The organism is Lysobacter ciconiae (genome assembly GCF_015209725.1).
Taxonomy (GTDB): Bacteria; Pseudomonadota; Gammaproteobacteria; order Xanthomonadales; family Xanthomonadaceae; genus Novilysobacter; species Novilysobacter ciconiae.
This window is the reverse complement of the sequence record NZ_CP063656.1, coordinates 414050-434949: the sequence shown is the minus strand read 5'-3', so window position 1 is coordinate 434949 and position 20900 is coordinate 414050. Positions and strand designations below refer to the sequence as shown.

At 69.1% G+C, this 20900-nt stretch carries 19 protein-coding genes; 7 read left to right on the top strand and 12 right to left on the bottom strand.

All coding sequences use genetic code 11. From position 1 onward, the window contains the following. Positions 1 to 7: 7 nt before the first annotated feature. Positions 8 to 1438 (top strand): TolC family outer membrane protein, encoded by a 1431-nt coding sequence (locus INQ41_RS01960; protein WP_193985776.1) that lies wholly within the window; start codon positions 8 to 10, stop codon positions 1436 to 1438. Here INQ41_RS01960 and waaA read toward each other — a convergent pair. Continuing rightward, entirely contained in the window at positions 1435 to 2742 is a 1308-nt protein-coding gene (waaA, locus tag INQ41_RS01955; RefSeq protein ID WP_193985773.1) for a lipid IV(A) 3-deoxy-D-manno-octulosonic acid transferase, read from the bottom strand. The genes INQ41_RS01960 and waaA overlap by 4 nt on opposite strands. Positions 2743 to 2837: 95 nt before the next feature. Here waaA and lpxL point away from each other — a divergent pair, with 95 nt between their 5' ends. After that, complete coding sequence (gene lpxL / locus INQ41_RS01950) at positions 2838 to 3791, top strand: LpxL/LpxP family Kdo(2)-lipid IV(A) lauroyl/palmitoleoyl acyltransferase (RefSeq protein WP_193985771.1); 954 nt, start codon at positions 2838 to 2840, stop codon at positions 3789 to 3791. Here lpxL and INQ41_RS01945 read toward each other — a convergent pair whose 3' ends face one another. From INQ41_RS01945 to INQ41_RS01920, 6 genes are all read right to left on the bottom strand, one after another. Next, entirely contained in the window at positions 3792 to 5153 is a 1362-nt protein-coding gene (locus INQ41_RS01945) for an O-antigen ligase family protein (RefSeq protein ID WP_193987156.1), read from the bottom strand. Then, positions 5134 to 6258, bottom strand: coding sequence for a glycosyltransferase (locus INQ41_RS01940; protein WP_193985769.1), 1125 nt, complete (start codon positions 6256 to 6258; stop codon positions 5134 to 5136). The genes INQ41_RS01945 and INQ41_RS01940 overlap by 20 nt, the downstream gene beginning before the upstream one ends. A 9-nt stretch (positions 6259 to 6267) precedes the next feature. Beyond that, positions 6268 to 6465 carry a zinc-finger domain-containing protein gene (locus tag INQ41_RS01935; RefSeq protein WP_193985766.1) on the bottom strand — a complete coding sequence of 66 codons (198 nt, stop codon included), beginning with the start codon at positions 6463 to 6465 and terminating at the stop codon, positions 6268 to 6270. A 45-nt stretch (positions 6466 to 6510) separates the two neighbouring features. After that, a complete protein-coding gene (locus INQ41_RS01930; RefSeq protein WP_193985764.1) occupies positions 6511 to 7218 on the bottom strand; it encodes a pirin family protein in 708 nt (235 codons plus the stop codon). 10 nt (positions 7219 to 7228) lie between these two features. Beyond that, a complete protein-coding gene (locus INQ41_RS01925; RefSeq protein ID WP_407074244.1) occupies positions 7229 to 7807 on the bottom strand; it encodes a YceI family protein in 579 nt (192 codons plus the stop codon). 63 nt (positions 7808 to 7870) lie between these two features. Then, complete coding sequence (locus INQ41_RS01920; RefSeq protein ID WP_193985753.1) at positions 7871 to 8470, bottom strand: malonic semialdehyde reductase; 600 nt, start codon at positions 8468 to 8470, stop codon at positions 7871 to 7873. Positions 8471 to 8582: 112 nt separating this feature from the next. Between INQ41_RS01920 and INQ41_RS01915 the strand changes: the two genes are divergently transcribed. Further along, a complete protein-coding gene (locus INQ41_RS01915; protein WP_193985752.1) occupies positions 8583 to 9566 on the top strand; it encodes a mitochondrial fission ELM1 family protein in 984 nt (327 codons plus the stop codon). Here the strand turns inward: INQ41_RS01915 and glnE are convergent. From glnE to INQ41_RS01890, 5 genes are all read right to left on the bottom strand, one after another. Beyond that, positions 9550 to 12435, bottom strand: a complete 2886-nt coding sequence (glnE, locus tag INQ41_RS01910) for a bifunctional [glutamate--ammonia ligase]-adenylyl-L-tyrosine phosphorylase/[glutamate--ammonia-ligase] adenylyltransferase (RefSeq protein WP_193985750.1) — start codon at positions 12433 to 12435, stop codon at positions 9550 to 9552. The two genes, INQ41_RS01915 and glnE, sit on opposite strands and share 17 nt — an antisense overlap. 343 nt (positions 12436 to 12778) lie before the next feature. Beyond that, positions 12779 to 14428, bottom strand: coding sequence for a chaperonin GroEL (gene groL / locus INQ41_RS01905; protein WP_043959235.1), 1650 nt, complete (start codon positions 14426 to 14428; stop codon positions 12779 to 12781). Positions 14429 to 14494: 66 nt separating this feature from the next. Beyond that, positions 14495 to 14782, bottom strand: a complete 288-nt coding sequence (groES, locus tag INQ41_RS01900) for a co-chaperone GroES (RefSeq protein WP_193985748.1) — start codon at positions 14780 to 14782, stop codon at positions 14495 to 14497. 416 nt (positions 14783 to 15198) lie between these two features. Continuing rightward, the gene (locus INQ41_RS01895) at positions 15199 to 15735 is read right to left on the bottom strand and encodes a hypothetical protein (RefSeq protein ID WP_193985746.1); all 537 of its coding nucleotides are present in this window, start codon (positions 15733 to 15735) and stop codon (positions 15199 to 15201) included. 53 nt (positions 15736 to 15788) lie between these two features. Beyond that, a complete protein-coding gene (locus INQ41_RS01890) occupies positions 15789 to 16727 on the bottom strand; it encodes a hypothetical protein (RefSeq protein WP_193985744.1) in 939 nt (312 codons plus the stop codon). 157 nt (positions 16728 to 16884) lie between these two features. Between INQ41_RS01890 and cutA the strand changes: the two genes are divergently transcribed. The 4 genes from cutA to aroQ all read left to right on the top strand — a co-directional run bounded on the left by cutA (position 16885) and on the right by aroQ (position 20898). After that, a complete protein-coding gene (gene cutA, locus INQ41_RS01885; RefSeq protein ID WP_193985742.1) occupies positions 16885 to 17208 on the top strand; it encodes a divalent-cation tolerance protein CutA in 324 nt (107 codons plus the stop codon). A 133-nt stretch (positions 17209 to 17341) separates the two neighbouring features. Then, positions 17342 to 19708, top strand: a complete 2367-nt coding sequence (locus tag INQ41_RS01880) for a protein-disulfide reductase DsbD family protein (protein WP_193987155.1) — start codon at positions 17342 to 17344, stop codon at positions 19706 to 19708. A 1-nt stretch (position 19709) separates the two neighbouring features. After that, complete coding sequence (locus tag INQ41_RS01875) at positions 19710 to 20306, top strand: TlpA family protein disulfide reductase (protein ID WP_228076669.1); 597 nt, start codon at positions 19710 to 19712, stop codon at positions 20304 to 20306. 142 nt (positions 20307 to 20448) lie between these two features. Beyond that, entirely contained in the window at positions 20449 to 20898 is a 450-nt protein-coding gene (aroQ, locus tag INQ41_RS01870) for a type II 3-dehydroquinate dehydratase (protein ID WP_193985740.1), read from the top strand. Positions 20899 to 20900: the final 2 nt, after the last annotated feature.

The window sequence follows — 20900 nt, the reverse complement described above, 5'->3', positions numbered from 1 at the left end:
ACCCCGCATGATCACCCGCCCACTCGTACTCGCCCTCGTCGTTGCGCTCCTGCCCGCCACTGCCGGCGCGGCCGACCTGCTCCAGACCTATGAGCTGGCGCGTGCCGGCGATCCGCAGTTCGCCGCAGCCGAGTCCGGACGGCTGGCGACCCGCGAGGGCGCGGTGCAGGCCCGGGCGGCGATGCTGCCGCAGATCAACGGCAGTGCGTCCTACAACCGCAGCCGCAGCGAAGGGCCGGCCACGCAGAACCAGTTCGACCCGGTGACCGGCCAACCGATCACCTTCACCGGCAACGTCGAGACCGAGACCACGACCCGGCGCCTGGGCGTCAACGTGGACCAGATGATCTTCGACCGCGCCCGCTTCACCATCCTCGACAGCCAGAAGGCGCTGGCGCGCGCCAGCGATTTCCAGCTCGACGCGGCGGGCAAGAGCCTGATCACCCGCACCTCGGCCACCTACTTCAACGTGCTGGTGCAGCTGGAAACCCTGGCCGCCGCCGAAGCCGCCGAGCAGGCGCTGCAGAAGCAGTTCGACTTCGCCTCCAAGCGGCTGGAGGTCGGCCTGGCGCCGATCACCGACGTGCATGAGGCGCGCGCCCAGTTCGACAGCGCGCGGGCCAACACGATCGTCGCCCGCAATGCCGTGGCCGACGCCTACCAGGCGCTGACCGAAATCACCGGTGTTCCCGTGCGCAACCTGCAAGGACTGCCGCAGGACTTCCAGCCCGCGCTGCCGGTCGCCGACGGCGCCGATGGCTGGGTGCAGACCGCGATGGAGAACAACCCGGCGTTGCGGGCCAAGGAACTGCAGGTGGAATCGGCCGAAGCCGACGTCGGCACTGCGCGCTCGGGCCATTGGCCGACGCTCTATCTGGGCGGTGGTTATTCGGACGGCAAGACCTGGGGTGAAAACACCTTCAGCGCCAGCGGGCTGCCGGGCTCGGTGACCAATCCGATCGAGAGCGAGAGCCGCGGCCCGCAGGTCGGGGTGACGCTGTCGGTGCCGATCTTCTCCGGTGGCGCTACCCAGTCACGCGTGCGCCAGGCCGTGGCCCAGCGTGATGTCGCCAGCGACCAGCTCGAGCAGCAGCGGCGCGCGCTGGAACGCAATACCCGCAACGCCTACCAGACGCTGGTGGCCGGGGTCAGCGAAGTGGAAGCCCGGCGCCTGGCGCTGGTATCGGCGCAGGCCGCCTACGACGCGTCCCAGGTCGGACTGGAAGTCGGCACCCGCACGGTTCTGGATGTACTGGTGAACCAGCGCAACCTGTTCACTGCCCAGCAGGCGTACGCCCTGGCGCGATACAACCACCTGCAGCAGCGACTGGTGCTGGAAGAAGCGGCGGGCACACTGGACATCGAAGACGTCGCGGAGATCAACCGCCTGCTGACGGTCAACGCCGAGGCCGAAGTGGCCTCGCCCATCCAGCACTAGGCCGAATCACGCTGCCCGGGCCCCAGCGCGGGCGCCAGCAGCACCAGGGTCTGGGCGAGCGCGCCGCGGCCGGATTCCACCAGCAGCTGCCCTGCCGAGGTCATCTGCCGGCGCAGCGCCGGATCCGCCAGCAGTTCCTCCAGTGCGCCGCCCACGCCCATCGGGTCCTGGCCGATCCGCAACGCGCCGGCCTCATCGAGCTGGCGCGAGATTTCCTCGAAGTTGTGCAGGTGCGGACCGGTGACGATCGCAGTGCCGGCCGCCGCCGGCTCCAGCAGGTTGTGCCCACCCACCTCCTGCAGGCTGCCGCCAACAAAGGCGACGTCCGCGCAGGCATAGAACGGCAGCAGCTCGCCCATGGTGTCGATGACAAACACCGCGTCTGTCGCCGACGGCCACTGCGCCCGGGAGCGCGTCGACACCTCCCACCCCGATGCGCGCGCGTGCTCGGCGACCACCCGGAACCGCTCCGGATGGCGCGGCGCCCACAACAGCAGCAGGTCGGGATAGCGCTCGCGCAGCCGCCGGTGGATGGAGATCACCGCGGCCTCCTCGTCCTCGTGCGTGCTGGCGGCGATCCACACCGGCCGGCGCCCGCAGTGGGTCCGGCATTCGTCGGCAAACGCCTCCAGGCCCTCGGGCACCATGACGTCGTATTTCAGGTTGCCCACGTCGACGACCTGGCCGGAGCGTGCGCCCAGTTGCACGAAGCGCATCGCATCGGCCATCGATTGCGCCGCCACGGTGGTCACCGTGCGCAGCGCCCGGCTCACCAGCGGCGCGAGCACGCGGTAACCGCGCAGCGAGCGTTCCGACAGGCGTGCGTTGAGGATGTAGGCCGGCACGCCATGGTCGCGGCAACCGAACAGCAGGTTCGGCCACAACTCGGTCTCCATGATCAGCGCCGCGCGCGGCCGGTAATGGCGCAGGAAGCGCGCCACCGCGCCGGGCAGGTCATAGGGCAGGTAGACGTGCTCCACGTCATGCCCCCACAGCGCCCGCACGCGCTCCGACCCGGTCGGGGTGATCGTGGTGACCAGCAGGTGCAGGTCCGGTCGGCCGCGGCGCAGCGCATTCACCAGCGGCACGGCGGCGTTGACCTCGCCCACGGACACCGCGTGCAGCCACAGGGTGCCGGTATGCGGGGAATCGCGGTAACGGGCGTAGCGTTCGTTCCAGCGCTGGAAGTAGCTGGGCTGGCGAAAGCCACGCCAGATCAGGTGGTAAACCGTCAGCGGCACCAGCAGGTACAACACGGTCGAATACAGGCCGCGCAGGAGGCGCTCGATCAGGTCTGTTCGCATCGGCTGAGGATACTGTACGACCCTTGCGCGCCGACTCGGCCGAGCGTTGCCGAGGCAGGCGGCTCACCCGGCACGGGCCCGGTAGAATCCACCGCATGGCTCCAGCATCCCCTCCGCGCGACCGCGGCGTCGCAAGCCCGACCTCGCCCGGCCCGGCGCCGCTCAGCCCGCGGCATTGGCCGGCGTGGCTGGGGCTGGGCGTGCTGCTGATCGCCGCCCGCTTGCCGTGGGGCTTGCAGCGCGTACTCGGCGCTGGAGTCGGCGCACTCGCGTTGCGCGTCGCCGGTGACCGCCGGCGCGCCGCCCGGACCAACCTCGCCCTGTGTTTTCCCGGCATGTCCGACGCGGAACGAGAGAGGCTGCTGCGCGACAACTTCCGGGACCTGGGCATTGGTCTGTTCGAATTCGCACGCGCCTGGTGGGGATCGGTCGAACCGATGCGGCGAACGGTGCGCATCGAAGGCCTGGAGGCGGTCGAGGCGATCCGCGCCAGCGGTCGTGGCGTGCTGCTGGTGTCGGGCCACTTCATGACCCTGGAGATCTGCGGGCGGCTGATGTGCGACCACCTGCCGTTGGCCGGCATGTACCGGCGCCACCGCGGTCCAGTGATGGAGTGGGCGGTCAAGCGCGGTCGCCTCGGCCACGCCAGCGCGATGTTCGCCAATGCCGAGCTGCGGCCGGCCATGCGCCACCTCAAGCAGGGCGGGCTGCTCTGGTACGCGCCCGACCAGGACATGCGCGGCAAGGACACGGTGTTCGCGCCGTTTTTCGGCGTGCCTGCGGCGACGATCACCGCCACCCACCAGTTCGCCCGAATGACCGGCTGCGCGGTGGTGCCCTTCTTCCACCGCCGCGAAGGCGCGGATTACGTGCTCCGGCTGGGTGCGCAGCTGGAGGACTTCCCGTCCCGCGATGCGGTGGCGGACAGCACCCGCGTCAATGCCGCGATCGAGGCGATGGTGCGCGAGGCGCCCAGCCAGTATCTGTGGATCCACCGGCGCTTCAAACGCCGGCCGCCGGGCGACAGCTCGCCCTACCAGCCGCGCTAGTCACTCCGTACCGGTGGTCTCAGGCGTGCTGCGCACCGCCAGCAGGCTGCCCGCGTAGAGCGCCGCGAGCAGCAGCGTCAGGCCACCCCAGAACGTCGAATAGAACGCCAGGTGGGTGTTCAGCGGAAACACGGTGACCACCAGCGCCAGCATCGCCGGACGCGCCCGCTCGCGCGCCTGGGCATCGGCGAAACGCCACGCGCGCCACGCCAGGGCCGCGCCGGCCAGCCACATCACCAGGCCGAAGAACCCGGTTTCACTGAGGATTTCCAGGACGATCTGGTGGGCGTGGAAGGCCGGCCCCTCTCCCCACTCGGCCTGCTGGTCGCTTTGCGGATCGCAGGCCGGAAAAGCCTCGCGGAAGCCGCGCGCGCCGACACCGTTGAAGGGATGCTCGCGGACCATGCACAGCGCAGCGCCCCAGATCCGGGTACGACCGGAGAGCGCGCGGTCGACCCCTTCCTCACTGACCGCGAAGACATGGGTGGTGCGCTCCAGGCGCTGGCGCACATCGCTGGACACCACGCCCAGCACGCCCAGGAGGATCGCCCCGGCGGCAAACACACCCAGCAGCTTCTTCCAGCCCAGCAGGCGCCAGCCCGACAACACCAGCACCAGCAGGTAGGTGATCCACGAGGCCCGCGAACCGGCCAGCATCACGACTACGCCGACCGCGGCCGCCGCAAGCAGCCAGCCGAGCGCATGCGCGCGCTTGGCCGCCGCGTAGAGCGCGAACGGCGACAGGCTGGCGAGCACGATGCCCAGCTTGAGGTTGCACGGACCGAACACGCCGCTGAGGCGATCCACGACGGCGACCTGACTCACGCTGCACATCGCGTGTCCGCTGATCGCCTGCTTGATCGAATCGATGCCGAAAAACAGCGGGCTGGTGCCCGTACCTGCCTGGATCAGCGCGTCCACGGTCCACACGGCAATGATGGTCGCCAGGCCACCAAACGTCACGCGACGCCCGCGCTCGTTGGCCACCGCCGCGGCCGCCAGCCAGAGGAAGGGCAGATAGCGCAGGTCGACCGCGGCTTCGCGCAGCGCCCGCCCGGGATCGATGGAGTCGAACGTCGACACCAGTTGCGGCACCCAGTAGGCAAAAAACAGCACGCTGGTCAGCGCCCAGGCCTCGCCACTGAGCAGGCTCACGCCGCCGCGGAAGCGCGAGCTGACCAGTTTGGCGATCGCCACCAGCGCCCCCAGCACCAGGATCGCCTCGGCATAACCCGGTGCGGGCCACAGCGCGACGTAGGCCAGGATCCACGCCGGCGCCCAGCGCCAGCCCTGGATCGCCCGCCCGGCCGGGCCGCGCTCGGCGGCGATGCGGGCGGACCGGTCAGTTGATGAGTTCGGCATAGACATTCAGCGTCGCTTGTTGCATCGCATGCAGGGTGAAGTCGGACAGATCGGGCATCGTACCGGCTGTTGTCGACCCGCGGTCCAGCAGCGCGAGCGCCCGCTCGTGCAGCAGCGACGCGTCGAACGGCGGCACCGCGCCCTGCGGCTGCAGTCGTGACAGCAGCTCACCGACGCCGCCGTGGGCCCAGCCAAGCACCGGCCGGCCCACCGACAGCGCCTCGATCACGGTGCGTCCGAACGCCTCGGGCTTGCGCGAGAGCTGGAGCACGAGATCGCTCGCCGCGTAGGCGCGGGCGATCGCATCGGTGGGCTGGGTGAAGGCGATCGCATCGGCGACGCCCCGCGCCGCCGCCATGGCTTCCAGTTCGGCGATGTAGTCCTCGCGCCCGCGCTCGCGCGCGCCCGGCAGCCAGAGCCGCGCGTCGCCACCGTCGGCCCGCAAGCGCGCCAGCAGCTCGACCGCGTCGGCGTGGCCCTTCAGTCGCGTGCCGCGCCCGGGCAGCAGCAGCAACGGGCCATCGCCTGCCAGCGCCGGATGCTGCGCTGCAGCCCACGCGCGCGCGGCGCGATCGGGCAGCGCCGCAGGCGGGAAGGCGGACGGGTCGATCCCGCGGGGAATGACCCGCAGGCGCGTGGTGTCGGTCGCCGGGTAATGGCCCGTGATGTAATCGCGGACGCTCTGCGATACACAGATCACGCGTTCGCCGCCGACCATCACCGCGCTGTAGCGCGAGGGCGAGTTGAGCCCATGCACGGTGGAGACCAGACGCGGCCGGCGCACGGGTTCGATCCCGGCCAGTGCGAAGCGCGCGATCCAGGCCGGCAGGCGCGAGCGCACGTGGACGATATCGATATCACCGCGTTGCAGCAACCGGCGCAGCGGCAGTACGCGCGAAAGCGTGAGTGGCGACTTGCGTCCGATATCCAGGGTCACGTGCTCTCCGCCAAGGGCGAGCAGTTGCGGCAGCAGGCGGCCGCCGGCGGATACGACGATGGCACGATGGCCGGCCGACACGAGGGCCTCGGCGATCTCGAGCGTTGAGCGCTCCACCCCACCCGATTCCAGCGCCGGCAGCAGCTGGACCACCGTCATCGGGCGCATCGCGTTGGATCAGTCCTGCAGGACGAAGTGCGCGCCGCAGTAGAAGCAGGTGCTCTCCAGGTCTTCCTCGATCGACAGGTACACGCGCGGGTGAGAATTCCACAGCGCCATCGACGGCGTCGGGCAGCTCAAGGGCAGGTCGGCGCGCGTGACGGTGTAGCGGCGCTCGGCGTTGGCCTGGGTGGGGTGGTCATGGACTGCGGTCATGGCGGCGATCACGGACGGTACAAGACGGCCAGTTTAGCAGTTGCCTCAAGCTGGCAGCTCGAACCACAGCAGCGCAGCCGGAGCGGCGCCCGCCCCGGCCAATTCAAGCTGGCCGGACTCGACGCTGAAACCCAGGCCGTCGCCGGCGGACAAATCCCGTCCATCGACGCGCACCGCGCCGGTGGCGACGTGCAGCCAGTAGCGACGCGCGGGGTCGAGCGTGCGAATCGCCGAGGTTCCCGGTGCCAGCTCCGACCGGTAGACGCGCGCGTCCTGGCGGATCGCCGCGCTGCCATCGCGCCCGTCAGGCGAAGCCAGCAGCTGCCAGCCGTCGCCCGGCGTGGGCGCGCGGACGGCTGAGGCGGGCTCGGCGTTGACGCGATCGGGCTGCAGCCAGGCCTGCAGGAAATGCACCGGTTCGGCGTCGGACGCGTTGCAATGCCGGTAACGCATCCCGTGGCCGGTTCCCAGCCACAGCAGGCCGCCGGCTTGGATCACCCGTTCCGCACCGCTGTCGTCCCGGTGCGCCAGGGCACCCGACAGCACCCAGGTGAGCACTTCCATGTTCGCGCGCCGGCACGGGGCAAACCCTGCACCGGGCGCAAGCCGATCCTCGTTGAGCACCCGCAGCGCGCCAAAGCCCATCCATTGCGGGTCGTAGTGCGCCCCGCCGGAGAAGCTCTGCCACCGCTCAAGCCCGTCCGCCGCGGACGAGCCGTCCGCGCGGGAGGCCGCGCGGCGCTCAACGATCACCTGAGGTTTCCTACTTGGCCTTGGCGACCGAGGCCTCGGTGGTGATGCGGATGTCCACCTCGTCGCTGACGCCCGGCGCGTACATGCCGACGCCAAAGTCGCTGCGCTTGATCGTGGTGTGGGCATCAAAACCGATCGTCGGCTGCTTGCCCATGTTCTCGCCCACCTTGTTCAGGGTCACGTCCAGCACCACCGGATGCGTGTTGTCCTTGATCGTCAGCTCGCCGGTGACCTTGAGCTTGCCCTCGCCGGCCGACTCCACCGCGGTGCTGTGGAACGTCGCCACCGGAAACTTGGCAGCGTCGAAGAAATCACTGCCCAGCACGTGTTCGTCGAACTTGGCGGTGAAGGTGTTCAGGCCCGACAGGGGCAGGGTGACCTTCACGCTGGAAGCAGCGACATTCTCGGCGTCGTAGACCAGCACGCCCTCGGCCTGGCCGAAGTGCGCCACCGGGTTGGAGAAGCCGAAGTGGTTCCACTGCGCGATCACGTTGGTGTGGCTGGGATCGAGCTTGTAGGTAACCGGCGCGGCGATGGCAAAAGTCGCGGTCGTGGCCAGCGCGGCGGCGAGGAGCAGGCGTTTGATCATGGGAGAACTCCGGTTATCTGGGGGAAGGTGGCAGGGCTCAGCGGTGGCAGGCATCACGGACCGTCAGGCAATCCGCGCAGCCTCCTCGAACGACAGCCGTGGCGAGCGCGGGAAGATCTTCGCGGCGTTGCCATACCCGAGGTTGACGAGGAAATTCGACTTTATCGCGGTGCCGGCAAAAAACGCCGCATCCACTTTGGCGTTGTCAAAACCCGACATCGGCCCGGTGTCCAGTCCCAGCGCGCGCGCCGCGAGAATCAGGTATGCGCCCTGCAGGCTGCCGTTGCGAAACGCCGCTGCCGTGCGGCCTTCCCGCGGACCGGCGAACCAGCTCTTCGCATCGGTATGCGGGAACAGGTACGGCAGCTTTTCGTGGAAGTCCTCGTCAAAGCCGACAATCACCGTAACCGGGGCGGCCATGGTCTTGGCGTGATTGCCCTCATCCAGCGCAGGCTCCAGAAGCGCCTTGGCCTGAGCGGACTTCACGAAAACGAAGCGCGCCGGCGACATGTTGGCGCTGGTCGGGCCCCACTTCACCAGATCGTAGAGTTGGCGAAGGGTGTCGTCGCTGATCTCGCCACCCAGCTCGTTGTGGGTGCGCGCGGTACGGAACAGCTGGTCCAGCGCTGCCGGTGCAAGTGCTTCGGTCCGGGTCGGGGGCATCTATGATCTCCGTGTGGATGCGGCGCCCGCCGTGCGGGCTGCCAAGCCGGTCAGTGTAGGCGCTGGCAGGCGCCACGCACGGGCGCAACTTTGGAACGTATTGCGGACACAGATGAAACGGCAGGCAAACAACCCGAGCGTCTGGACCATCACCGACGGCAACGCCGGCAACCTGCGCCAGGCGCAGGCGCTGGGGCGGGCGCTGGGCATGCCGATGCGCGACTGGCAGCTCGACACGCGTGCGCCGTGGCGCTGGACCGCGCCGCGCGGTGTCGCCGCCGCGCGCGCCTTCGGCGCCGAGTTCCACGCGGCGCTGGCCCGGCCGCCCGCCCTGGCCATCGGCTGCGGGCGCCAGGCCGCACTGGCGACCCGGCTGCTCGGGCGCCGCGGCAGTGCGACGGTGCAGATCCTCGATCCACGCATCGCCACACGCCACTGGGACCTGGTGATAGCGCCCGAGCACGACCGTCTGGTGGGCAGCAACGTGATCCCCGTGCTCGGCAGCCTGCATCCGGTCAACGCCCATTGGCTGGACGAGGCGCGGGTGCGGTTCACAGCCCTGGCGACCCTGCCGCAACCGCGCACCGCCTTGCTGCTGGGCGGTGCCAGCGCGCACGCCAAGCTGGACGCGGACTGGCTGGAGGCGCTGACCCTGGGCGTGATGCGCCAGGTCGACGCCGCGGGCGGCTGCATCATGGCGACCACCTCGCGCCGCAGTCCCGCCGGCTTGGGTCAGCGGCTGCAAAAGCATTTCGCCGGTCGCAGCGGGATGCTGTTCACCCCGCCGGGCGACGGCGCCAATCCCTACCCCGGCCTGCTGGCCTGCGCGGACCGGATCGTGTGCACTGCCGAATCGGTGAACATGCTCTCCGAGGCGTGCGCTACCGAGGCACCGGTGTTCGTCGCCGGGCTGGAGCGGCTGGGCGGGCGTCCGCGCCGATTCGTGGATCGCCTGCTTGAACTGGGTCGCGTGCGCGCACTCGAGGACGGCCTGGCGGACTTCCCGGTCACGCCGCTGCGCGAAACCGGTCGGGTGGCAGACGAGGTCCGTCAGCGACTGTCCCTTCAGCCGGCGCCGCTCACAGCCGGCGACTGAAGTCGAGCCCGTGCTCGCGCGCGGCCAATTCAATCGCGGCGCGGGCACGCGCCACCGGCGCGTCGGGCACCATCCGTCGGGGCCGCCGATCCAGACTGCAGTCCAGGCTGCGGGAGAGCAGGATCTCGTGCGCGGCCTGCAACTGGGTGCGCGTGTCCTCGTCGATGATTCCGGCCTCGTGGACGGCGACGATCAGGCCGTGGGTGTCCTGCCGGCCCAGTACCTCGGGTCGGCTGGCGGCATGCTCCAGCACCAGCGATTGCAGCACGAACTCCAGGTCCACCAGCCCGCCCTGACCCTGCTTGAGATCGAACACGCCGTCCTTGCTGCGGTCCAGTTCGGCGCGCATGCGCGCGCGCATGGCCGAGACGTCGTCGCGCAGCTGGTCCGGATCGCGCGGCCGCGACAGCGTGGCGGTGCGTACCCCGGCAAAGTCCTCGGCGAGGGTGGGGTCACCGGCGATCGCGCGGGCGCGCACCAGCGCCTGGTGCTCCCAGTTCCAGGCGCGCTCGCGCTGGTAGGCAGCAAAACTGGCCAGGCTCGATACCAGCACGCCCTTGGCCCCGTCCGGGCGAAGGCGCACGTCCACCTCGTAGAGGCGACCGGCGCGCGTGGGCGCCTCCAGCAAGGCCACCAGTTTCTGCGCCAGGCGGGCCGACCAGCGCGCCGCGTCCAGCGGTCGCGGGCCGTCCGACACCGCGTCGATACCGCCCGCCCTGGCGGGGGTGTCGTAGAGGAACACCAGGTCGAGATCCGAATCGAACCCCAGCTCCTCGCCGCCCAGGCTGCCATAGCCGAACACCGCGAAGCGCGTTGCGGGCAGCTCGCCGTGGGCGCCGAGCATTTCCCGCGTCGCCATCGCCAGCACCCGGTTCACCACGCCCTCGGCCAGCCACGCCACCTGGCGCGCACTGTCCACTGCCGGCTGGCGATGGTCCCGGTGGGCCATGGCAATGCGGAAGCTGGCCGCTTGGCGCACTTCGTTGAGCGCGTTGAGCACGGCTTCCACGTCTTCCTGGCTGCGGACCTCCGGTGTCGCAGGCGGGCGACCGCCGTGGCCCGGCGCCCGGCGCGCGCCCGAGCCGTCGCCTTGCAGGCCGACCTGCGCGCACGCTTGGATAAGCTCCGCGCGGCCCGGCAGTTCGCCGGCGACACTGGCATCGAGCAGTTCGTCCAGCAGCAGCGGATGCACCGCGACGCGTTCGGCGAGCAACGCGCTCTGGCTGGTCACACGGACCAGCCGGGCCAGCGCGGCCGGCTGCTCGTCCAGCAGCGCCAGATAGGCGGTCCGGCGCAGGATGTTCTGCACCAGCGCGAGCAGGCGCCGCAACGCGAGCGCCGGGCGGCTGGAACGCGCCGCGCCCTCCATGAACGCGGGCAACACCCGGTCCAGCCGCGCCCGCGTGGCGTCGGTCAGCGCAACGACGCCCGGGCTGCGGGCGAAATCGCGCAACAGGCTGTCGGCACTGGAGGCGTCCTCGAAACCGGCCTCGGCGAGCACCGCCGCGTCCCCGCCGTCGGGCAGCGCCAGCCAATACTCGGCGAGCGTCCCGTCGCTGCGGTTGCCGTGGCGGGGCGCCAGCAACGCCGCGAACTCCTCAGCCACGATCCCGCGATGGCGCTCCAGTTCCACCCGCAGTTCGTCCCAATCGGCAAAACCCATGCCGATGGCGATCCGCTCTCGTATCGTCGGCTCCACGGGCAAGGCGTGCGTCTGCTGGTCGGCGAACATCTGCAGGCGGTTCTCCAGATGACGCAGGAAACGGTACGCCTCGGTCAGTTGCGCGCCGGTCCTGGCCTCCACCTGCCCGGCCTTGACCAGCGCGGCCAACGCCGGCTGCAGCGAACGCTCACGAAGGTCCGGATCCCGCCCGCCGCGGATCAGCTGCAGCGCCTGGGCGAGGAATTCGATCTCCCGGATCCCGCCGGGCCCGCGCTTGATGTCGTCGGCCAGCTCCTTGCGTGCCACTTCGGCGGCAATGGCCGCCTTCATCGCGCGCAGGCCGTCCAGCGCGCCGTAGTCCAGATAACGCCGGTAGACGAACGGGCGCAGCAATTCCAGGAACTCCGTGCCGGCCGCCAGGTCGCCGGCCACCGGCCGCGCCTTCTGCCACGCATACCGCTCCCAGTCGCGCCCCTCGCGCTGGAAGTACTGCTCCATGGCGGGGAACGACCAGGCCACGCGCCCGGCATTGCCGTAGGGACGCAAGCGCAGGTCCACGCGGTGGCAGAAACCATCGACCGTGACGTCGTCCAGCAGGCGTGCGAGCTTCTGGCCGAGGCGGGAAAAGTAGTGTTCCGCCGCCAGCGGCCGCGGTCCGTCGGACGCGGCAGCCGGGTCGCCCGGCGGCTCGTAGCCGTAGACCAGGTCGACGTCGGAACTGAAGTTCAGCTCGCCTCCGCCCAGCTTGCCCAGTGCCAGCACCACCAGTCGCAGCACGCTGCCCGCGGCGTCCCGCAACACGCCGTGGCGCTCGATGAAGCTCGACTCCAGCGCGTCCAGCGCCAGTTGCTGGCAACGTTCGGCGAGCATGGTGGTGCCGGCGAGCGTCGTGTCGATTCCGTCCAGTCCGAGCACGTCGCGCCACACCAGCCGGGTGGATTCAGCGGCGCGATAGAGCCGCAAGGCGGACGGCCATGCCTCGGGAGCACCGTGGTCGAGCTCGGGCGGCGGCATCGCAACCGCGCCATCGTCCTGCAACAGCCGATCCAGCAGGCCGGGCTGGCGCGCGAAGGTGTCGATCGCAAAGTCGCTGGCGATGGCCACGGCCTGCAAGCGGGCGGTGGCGGAGTCGTCCAGCTCGGCGATACCAGCAGGCTCCAGCTGTCGCAGCAGCACGGCGGGTTCGATTGGTTGGGGTGGAGTCATGGGACGGATAGTCGCATGAGCGGATCGTGGCCCATGGCGTCACGCGTGGATCAGCCGAGCCCCGTGACCGTCGCGCCGGAGCGGAAAATAAAAAGCCCGCCCCGGACGAACCGGTTGCGGGCCTGCTCCCTCCCCCACGTCGGGATGCAGGTCGACTGTGAAGGATTCGTTATTGCCTTGCACGCTGCAGTGCAAAATTGAACTGATCAGCTCAGGAATTGACGCCGACCCGCTCCCCGATCCAAGTCCGGGTCCAGGTCCGCGATCGATTCCTGAGGGCCGGATACAGAAAAGCCCCGCCAAAGCGGGGCTTTTCCTTGTCGCGGTGTCGCTGGGGAGTGGCTTAGAAGCCCATGCCGCCCATGCCACCCATGCCGCCCATGTCGCCGCCGCCCTGCATGGCAGGCTCGTCCTTCTTCGGCAGCTCGCCCACCATCGCTTCGGTGGTGATCATCAGGCCGGCAATGGAGGCCGCGTTCTGCAGCGCAGTGCGGGTCACCTTGGTCGGGTCCAGGATGCCGAACTCGAGCATGTCGCCGTACTGGCCATTGGCCGCGTTGTAACCGTAGCTGCCGGTGCCTTCGCGAACCTTGTTCAGGATCACCGAGGCCTCTTCACCGGCGTTGATCACGATCTCGCGCAGCGGGGCCTCCATCGCGCGCAGGGCGATGGTGATGCCGTGGTTCTGGTCTTCGTTGTCGCCCTTCAGGTCGACAATGGCGGCCAGCGCACGGATCAGGGCGACGCCGCCGCCCGGGACCACGCCTTCTTCCACTGCCGCGCGGGTCGCGTGCAGGGCGTCTTCAACGCGGGCCTTCTTTTCCTTCATCTCGATCTCGGTCGAGGCACCGACCTTGATCACCGCAACGCCGCCGGCCAGCTTGGCCACGCGCTCCTGCAGCTTCTCGCGGTCGTAGTCCGAAGAGGTCTCTTCGATCTGCGCCTTGATCTGCTTGATGCGGCCTTCGATGCCACCGGTCTCGCCGGCGCCGTCGATGACGGTGGTGTTTTCCTTGGAGACCTGGACCTTCTTGGCCCGGCCGAGGTCTTCGATGGTCGCCTTGTCCAGCGCCAGGCCGACTTCCTCGGAGATCACGGTGCCACCGGTCAGCACGGCCATGTCTTCCAGCATCGCCTTGCGACGGTCGCCGAAGCCCGGGGCCTTGACGGCGCAGACCTTGACGATGCCGCGGATGGTGTTGACAACCAGGGTCGCCAGGGCCTCGCCCTCGACGTCTTCGGCGACGATCAGCAGCGGCTTGCCGGCCTTGGCCACGCCTTCCAGGATCGGCAGCAGGTCGCGGACGTTGGAGATCTTCTTGTCGTACAGCAGGATGAACGGGTCATCCAGCTCGGCCTGCATCGACTGCTGGTTGTTGATGAAGTACGGGGAGAGGTAGCCGCGGTCGAACTGCATGCCCTCGACCACGTCCAGCTCGTTGTCCAGGCCCGAGCCGTCTTCCACGGTGATCACGCCTTCCTTGCCGACCTTGTCCATCGCCTTGGCGATGAGGTCACCGATGTTGGCATCGGAGTTGGCCGAGATCGTACCGACCTGGGCGATTTCCTTGCTGCTGGAGGACGGCTTGGAGATGTTCTTCAGCTCGGCGACAGCGCCGGTGACGGCCTTGTCGATGCCGCGCTTCAGGTCCATCGGGTTCATGCCGGCGGCAACGGCCTTCATGCCCTCGCGAATGAACGCCTGGGCCAGCACGGTCGCGGTGGTGGTGCCGTCGCCGGCGTCATCGGAAGTGCGCGAGGCGACTTCCTTGACCATCTGCGCGCCCATGTTCTCGAACTTGTCGGCCAGCTCGATCTCCTTGGCGACGGACACGCCGTCCTTGGTGATCGTGGGGGCGCCGTAGCTCTTGTCGAGCACAACGTTGCGACCCTTCGGGCCGAGAGTCGCCTTGACAGCATTGGCGAGCGTGTTGACACCGCGCAGCATCTTGGAGCGCGCGTCTTCGCCGAAACGAATTTCCTTGGCAGCCATGATCTAGAACCTCAAACAGGAATTGTGGAAAAAAGGGTGTGGCCGGTGTGGCCGGAGACGTCTGGATCAGCCCAGGATCGCGAAGATGTCGTCTTCCTTCACCACCAGCAGGTCGGTGCCATCCAGCTTGACCTCGGTGCCGCTGTACTTGCCGAACAGCACCTTGTCGCCCACCTTGACCTGCGGCGCGCGCACGCTGCCGTTGTCCAGTGCCTTGCCGGCGCCGACGGCGACGACTTCGCCCTTGATCGGCTTCTCGGTGGCCGAATCAGGGATGACGATGCCGCCCGCGGACATCTTCTCTTCTTCCATGCGTTTGATGACCACGCGGTCGAACAGCGGCTTGATATTCATTTGCAGCAACCTCGTAGATGGTTGAAAAATCCGGAATACAGTGATTTGGAATGCCTGTGCAGGCGCTCGGCCCATGCAGACATGCCCGGCGCACCGGGACTGCGACAGAAGATGGGGCGCGCGGGCCGGCTTTCAAGGCCTGCCGCGAAGATTTTTCTCCCGCGTGCGGCCGTACCGCGCTCCGCGGACAAAAAAAGAAGGAGCGCGTCCTGACGGAACACGCTCCTTCTGGTTCGGGATTGGCATCCAGCGCGGCACGTCCTGTGCCCATCCCCCCACACCTGACCCCTTGTCGATGGCCAACTCCTGTCAGCCCGGGGCGAGTATTGCCCATTTACGTCATGTTTTCCATCGATTCACGTTGCCGGATCGATAACCGTGTTAGGACCGCAGCACTGCTGGCTTCGACGCCGCGCCTATCTGCCGCAGTCGATCCGGATCGGGCCGCTGACTTCCAGGCGGCTGTCGCCGTCGGCGCTGAACACCACGCCGCTCAGGACGACGGTATCGCCCTGCACGTTGACCGCCGTGGCCGGCACGTCGAACTGGTGGGATACCGCGCTGTTGGAGATCCAGGCCGGATCGCCGTGTTTCAGGTGCGCCTCCACGCCGACATGGATGCGCACGTCCGTATCGGCCATCGGGCCCTGGTCGGCGCCGTCGATATTGACGTACACCGGTTTGCCGTCGGGCCCCTTGCCCGGGCCGTGCACCGTGAACACCTGCGCCCCATCCTCCTCACCCACCGAGCACGAGGCCGGCTGGAACCAGAACTCGCCGGCATCGGTGGCAATGACGACGCGCGCAAAGGTGACCGCCGCGGCCTGTCGCCTGGCCTCCGCAGCGGCCTTGGCGGGCACCGCGCTGCCCTGGTCTGGCGCCCCGCAACCGCCGAGGCCGATCACCAGGGACACGGCGATGCCGACCGTTACCTTGAGACCTGAAACTTTCATCCGTTGTCGCTCCTTAGTAGTCCGGCAGCGGTTGCTGGGCCGGACGGAATGTCTCAGCGTTGCCGCGGCACCTGCAGCTCGCTGATCTCGGCCGGCGTGTCGGCGTGCTGCGCCGAGCGCACCCACACCGTACCGATCGCGTCGTCGTACACGACCGAATTGCGACCCAGCCCGGTGGTCATGACGTCCTGACCGCCGGCGTTGACCGAGACCACCAGGGTGATGCGGGGCGGCTGGTCCGAACCGGCCGGACCGGTCGGCTGCGGGCCGTCCTCACCCAGCATCACCGACAGCAACTGGTCGACAACGTAAGCCGGATCCGGGCCTTCGACGGTAAGCGCGCGGTAGTCGGCGCCCGCCGCCGGCGCCTCGCGCTCCTCCCAATTGCCAGCGGGGCCTTCGGCCGAGTCCAGCTGCGCACACGGCGCGCCCAGGCAATCCAAGGCCGCGACCTGGGCATCGGACAATTCTCTGCGGCCGGCGGCCACGACGTGGGCGGTCATTCCCTGGATCGGCGCCATCTGGAAGCGCCAGCTGACGTGCGGACCCACTCCGAACGCCTCGAGGGGCGCCTGGTGCTCGACCGGCACGCCCTCCAGGGCCTGCTCGCGAAACGCCGGGCCCAGGTTGATGCGGGTGACCTCCACCTCGCTGACGGTCGCGTCGGGGTCGGTGGCGTCGCTGAGCATGTCGTAGGTCACCCGGTAACGCGCGTGCGGAAGCGTGCCTTCGCTGTACTCCATCAGCAGCATCGCGCGTACCGGCGCGATGAGGTCCGCATCGGGCATGAACACCGACCCGCCCTGGCCGGGAAACCGCTCGGCGGTGTAGTAGTCATCCCACGCGGTGGTGTCCACGTCGACGGCGACATAGCCGGGCGCCGAGGTGAAGTCGCCTGCTCCGGCAGCGGCGCAGGCCGGCAGCGTGATCATTGCCAGCGCTCCGCCAAGAACCGCCAGCGCAAACCCGCCTGTGTGCCTTTGTGCGTGCATCGTCACTCTCCTTGTCGTTGAAAAAAGACCCGTGCGCCCGTGGCGCCGACCGTTGGCCTGCGGCGGCAGAACCGGCCGCGTGGACCCCTAATGACGACACCGGGCGGCCGATCCGGACACAAGGCGAACCCCTGGCCGGCCCGGTACAATCACCACCATGTCCGTCCTGATCGCTTATTGCACGTGTCCGGATCGGGCCAGTGCCGACACCGTCGCCGATGCACTGGTGGGCGAGCGTCTGGCTGCGTGCGTCAGCCAGCTGCCCGGCGTCCGATCCACCTACCGCTGGGAGGGCCGGGTCGAGCACGGACAGGAAGTGCTGCTGATGATCAAGACCACCCGGGACCAGCTGGATTCGCTGACCGTCCGGGTCCGCGCGCTGCACCCCTACGAACTTCCCGAACTGATCGCGGTCGAAGCGGTCGGCGGACTCGCGCCCTACCTGGACTGGGTCGTGGAACAGACCCGAGATGATGACTGAACCCCGCCGACGCCCGGTGCCAAAATCCTTCGCCTCCTGCTTCGCCAACACCTCGGCGCTCCACCGGCTGGCCGGTCGCGCCGGCGCGGGCCTGACCGCTCTTGCATTGCTGGCCGGGCTGGCGCTGCCGGCCATGGCGGGGGTCAATGCCGACGACCTGCTGCCCGTCGACGAGGCCTTCGCCGTGGACGCCCGCGCCAGCGACCAGGGCGCGGTGGCCATCCACTGGAAGATCGCCGACGGGTATTACCTGTATCGCCACCGCACCTCGGTGACCAGCGATGCCGGATTTGCGGCCGGTGAGCTGCAGCTGCCGCCCGGCGAGCCGCACGAGGACGAGTTCTTCGGCAAGGTGGAAACCTACCGCAAGCGCCTGACGGCGCAGCTGCCGGGCGAGGCGCGCGGTGCCAGCACCACCCTGACGGTCAAATACCAGGGCTGCGCCGACGCCGGCATCTGTTACCCGCCGCAGACCCGCAAGCTGACCGTGGCGCTGCCCTCGGTCCCGCCGGCCCGCACTGCGGCACCCGCCAGCAAGGCCGCCAACCTGCTGGGCAAACCATTGGCCGGCGGCGGCCCCGGCGGCAACGCGCTGTTTCCGCGTGCTGCGGGCGGCGCCGACGCCATGCCCTTGCCCGCCGAACAGGCGTTCGGCTTCGAGGCGATCGCCGGGGACGGCGACGCCTTGCTGCTGCGCTTCAGCCCGGCGTCGGGCTATTACCTGTATCGCGACAACACCCGCCTGACCCTGGAGTCGACCGACGGCGGCATCGCGCTCGGCAAGCCGCGCTGGCCGGCCGGACGCCAGCACCGCGACGAGCATTTCGGCGATGTCGTGGTGTATTTCGACCAGATCGACGTGCCGGTACCGCTGCTGCGCGAACGTGCCGACGCCACGACCGTCAAGCTGACCGCCACCTTCCAGGGCTGCCAGAACGACGGCATCTGCTACCCGCCGATGACCCGCAAGGTCGCGATCGACCTGCCGAAGGGAACGGTCACGGCAACGGCAAAACCCGGGGCTGACGCCGGGGGGATGACTCCCGCTGCGGCGGCCGGCGAGGCGACCGCAGCCGGCCCCGACGGTACCGCGTCCCAACTGCCGGGCGCCGCCGAAACCGACGCAGCGGCTGTGGGCAGCGATCTTGCATCCGGCGCTGCCTTGGGCACTGACGACCCGTTCGCCGCCAGCGACGCGGGGCTTGCTGCATCCACCGCGTCTCCCGCAGCGATCGAGACCAGCGCTGGCGCGCCGGACTCCGCACCGGGCCTGTTGCTGATCCTCCTGTTCGCCCTCATCGGCGGGCTGATCCTCAACCTGATGCCGTGTGTGCTGCCGGTGCTGTCGCTGAAGGTGCTGTCGCTGGCTGGTCACGGCCACACGCCGGGCGTGGCGCGCCGGCAGGCGCTCTGGTACACCGCCGGGGTGATGCTCAGCTTCGCGGCACTGGGGGCTCTCGCCCTGGGCCTGCGGCAGGCGGGACTCGCGCTGGGCTGGGGCTTCCAGCTGCAGCAGCCCGTCGTGGTGGCGCTGCTCGCGCTGTTGATGCTGGCGCTCGGCCTGAGCCTGTCTGGTGTCTGGCAACTGGCGGGTCGCTGGACCGGCGCCGGCCACGGCCTGACGACGCGCTCCGGTCCCGCGGGTGACTTCTTCACCGGCGTGTTGGCGGTCGTGGTCGCCACGCCGTGCACCGCGCCGTTCATGGGCGCGGCGCTGGCCTGGGCCTTCACCGCGCCGGCCGCCATCGCTATGGCGGTGTTTCTCGCCCTGGGACTCGGGCTGGCGCTGCCGTTCCTGCTGATCGGCTTCGTGCCCGCCCTGGCCCGCGCGCTGCCGCGCCCCGGCGCGTGGATGGAAACCTTCAAGCAGGTCATGGCCTTCCCGCTCTATCTGACCGCGGTGTGGCTGGCCTGGGTACTGGCCAAGCAGCTGGGCGCCGACGCGGTCGGCCTGTGGATGGTTGCTGCGGTCCTGGTGGCGCTCGGCGCGTGGGCCTGGAACCACTCGCGCACGCGGGCCCGCCCCTGGGCGACGTCGCTGGCGGTCATCGCCCTGCTCGGCGCTGGATGGACGCTGTGGCTCATCCATACCCATCCGCTGCCGGACAAGGTGCTGGAGCACGCCGCCGTCGGCGAAGGCCAACTGGTGAAGGTGCCTTTCAGCGAACAGCGCCTGACCGACCTGCGCGCCGCCAACCGCGTGGTGTTCGTCAACATGACCGCCGACTGGTGCGTCACCTGCAAGGCCAACGAGAAGACCGTGTTGGGACGCGAGGGATTCCAGCGCGCGCTCGACGATGCCGATGCGGCCTATCTGGTGGGTGACTGGACCAACGTCGATCCAGCGCTCACCGCGTTCCTTCAGCGACACAAGGCGGTCGGCGTGCCGCTCTACGTGGTGTTTCCGAGCGGCGGCGGCGAGGGACAGATCCTGCCCACCGTGTTGACCCCCGACATCGTCCGCCAGGCCCTGGCCGATGCCGCCGTGGAAGCGTTCTGAGTTGGGCCAGAACAGCAAAATCGTGATCGCCGCAGTGCTCGCGGCCATGGCAGGCGTCGGCCTGAGCATCTGGCTGAACCCGCCGGCACCGCTGATACGCACCGAGATCGGCCAGCGGGCGCTGCAGGACGTGCTCGCCGCTACGGCGCCAACCCCGCCGGACGGTCTGGCCATCGCGCGCCGGGGTGAACCGATCCCGACGCTCGAACTGCCCGGACTGGACGGCGCGCTGATGCCATTGCCGCAGGCCCACGCGGGGCGTCCGCAACTGATCAACCTGTGGGCCAGCTGGTGCGGCCCGTGCATCGAGGAAATGCCCGAGCTGGACCGCTTCGCGGGCAAGCAGGGCGCCGACGGAGTGCAGGTGGTCGGCATTGCGCTGGACGACGCCGACGCCGTGCGCGCCTTCCTTGAGCGCGTGCCGGTGCGCTACCCGATCCTGATCGACGCGGCCGGACCGGCCGATGCCGGCGTGCAGCTGGGCAACGTCAAGGGCGTCCTGCCCTACACCGTCCTGCTCGACGCACAAGGCCGGCTGTTGAAGCAGAAAATCGGCCCGTTCCGCGATGGCGAAATCGATGCCTGGGTCGAGAGATGAGGTCAACGATGCACCAGTCCGCAGCGCCGCTGAAATTCAAACAGACGCTTAAATCAGCGTAACTTCGGCGAATTACCCGTTATTTTCTGGACAGTGGCCGGTCACTCCGCCACACTTCCGTGCTTTCCACTGCGACTGCCCCATGGCAAAACTGCTGGTCCTGCACGGCCCCAACCTGAACCTGCTCGGTGAACGCGAGCCGGAGATCTATGGCCGCACGACACTCGCAGAGATCGACGCGGAACTGCGCGCGATCGCGACTGGCGCAGGCCATGAGCTCGCCAGCCTGCAGTCCAACGCCGAGCACGTGCTGGTCGACCGCATCCAGGCGGCGCGCAGCGATGGCACCGCGGTGATCCTGATCAATCCGGCGGCGTTCACCCACACCAGCGTCGCCCTTCGCGATGCGTTGGCGGCGGCGGCGCTACCGTTCTACGAGATCCACCTGTCCAATCCGCATGCGCGCGAGCCCTTCCGCCATACAAGCTATTTCAGCGACCTGGCCGTCGGCGTGATCGCCGGGCTGGGCCCCGCCGGCTACCGCTGCGCAATGGATGCGGCGCTGCGTCGCCTGGCCGCGACGCCGGCCTGACC

Bases quoted from the DNA above. Each gene is read 5' to 3' on its own strand.
- INQ41_RS01895 (WP_193985746.1), bottom strand. From the start codon at position 15,735: ATGAAAGTTTCAGGTCTCAAGGTAACGGTCGGCATCGCCGTGTCCCTG.
- glnE (WP_193985750.1), bottom strand. From the start codon at position 12,435: ATGACTCCACCCCAACCAATCGAACCCGCCGTGCTGCTGCGACAGCTG.
- cutA (WP_193985742.1), top strand. From the start codon at position 16,885: ATGTCCGTCCTGATCGCTTATTGCACGTGTCCGGATCGGGCCAGTGCC.
- INQ41_RS01960 (WP_193985776.1), top strand. From the start codon at position 8: ATGATCACCCGCCCACTCGTACTCGCCCTCGTCGTTGCGCTCCTGCCC.
- INQ41_RS01920 (WP_193985753.1), bottom strand. From the start codon at position 8,470: ATGCCCCCGACCCGGACCGAAGCACTTGCACCGGCAGCGCTGGACCAG.
- INQ41_RS01890 (WP_193985744.1), bottom strand. From the start codon at position 16,727: ATGCACGCACAAAGGCACACAGGCGGGTTTGCGCTGGCGGTTCTTGGC.
- INQ41_RS01940 (WP_193985769.1), bottom strand. From the start codon at position 6,258: ATGCGCCCGATGACGGTGGTCCAGCTGCTGCCGGCGCTGGAATCGGGT.
- aroQ (WP_193985740.1), top strand. From the start codon at position 20,449: ATGGCAAAACTGCTGGTCCTGCACGGCCCCAACCTGAACCTGCTCGGT.
- INQ41_RS01925 (WP_407074244.1), bottom strand. From the start codon at position 7,807: ATGATCAAACGCCTGCTCCTCGCCGCCGCGCTGGCCACGACCGCGACT.
- INQ41_RS01945 (WP_193987156.1), bottom strand. From the start codon at position 5,153: ATGCCGAACTCATCAACTGACCGGTCCGCCCGCATCGCCGCCGAGCGC.
- INQ41_RS01915 (WP_193985752.1), top strand. From the start codon at position 8,583: ATGAAACGGCAGGCAAACAACCCGAGCGTCTGGACCATCACCGACGGC.
- INQ41_RS01880 (WP_193987155.1), top strand. From the start codon at position 17,342: ATGGCGGGGGTCAATGCCGACGACCTGCTGCCCGTCGACGAGGCCTTC.
- INQ41_RS01935 (WP_193985766.1), bottom strand. From the start codon at position 6,465: ATGACCGCAGTCCATGACCACCCCACCCAGGCCAACGCCGAGCGCCGC.
- groL (WP_043959235.1), bottom strand. From the start codon at position 14,428: ATGGCTGCCAAGGAAATTCGTTTCGGCGAAGACGCGCGCTCCAAGATG.
- groES (WP_193985748.1), bottom strand. From the start codon at position 14,782: ATGAATATCAAGCCGCTGTTCGACCGCGTGGTCATCAAACGCATGGAA.
- lpxL (WP_193985771.1), top strand. From the start codon at position 2,838: ATGGCTCCAGCATCCCCTCCGCGCGACCGCGGCGTCGCAAGCCCGACC.
- waaA (WP_193985773.1), bottom strand. From the start codon at position 2,742: ATGCGAACAGACCTGATCGAGCGCCTCCTGCGCGGCCTGTATTCGACC.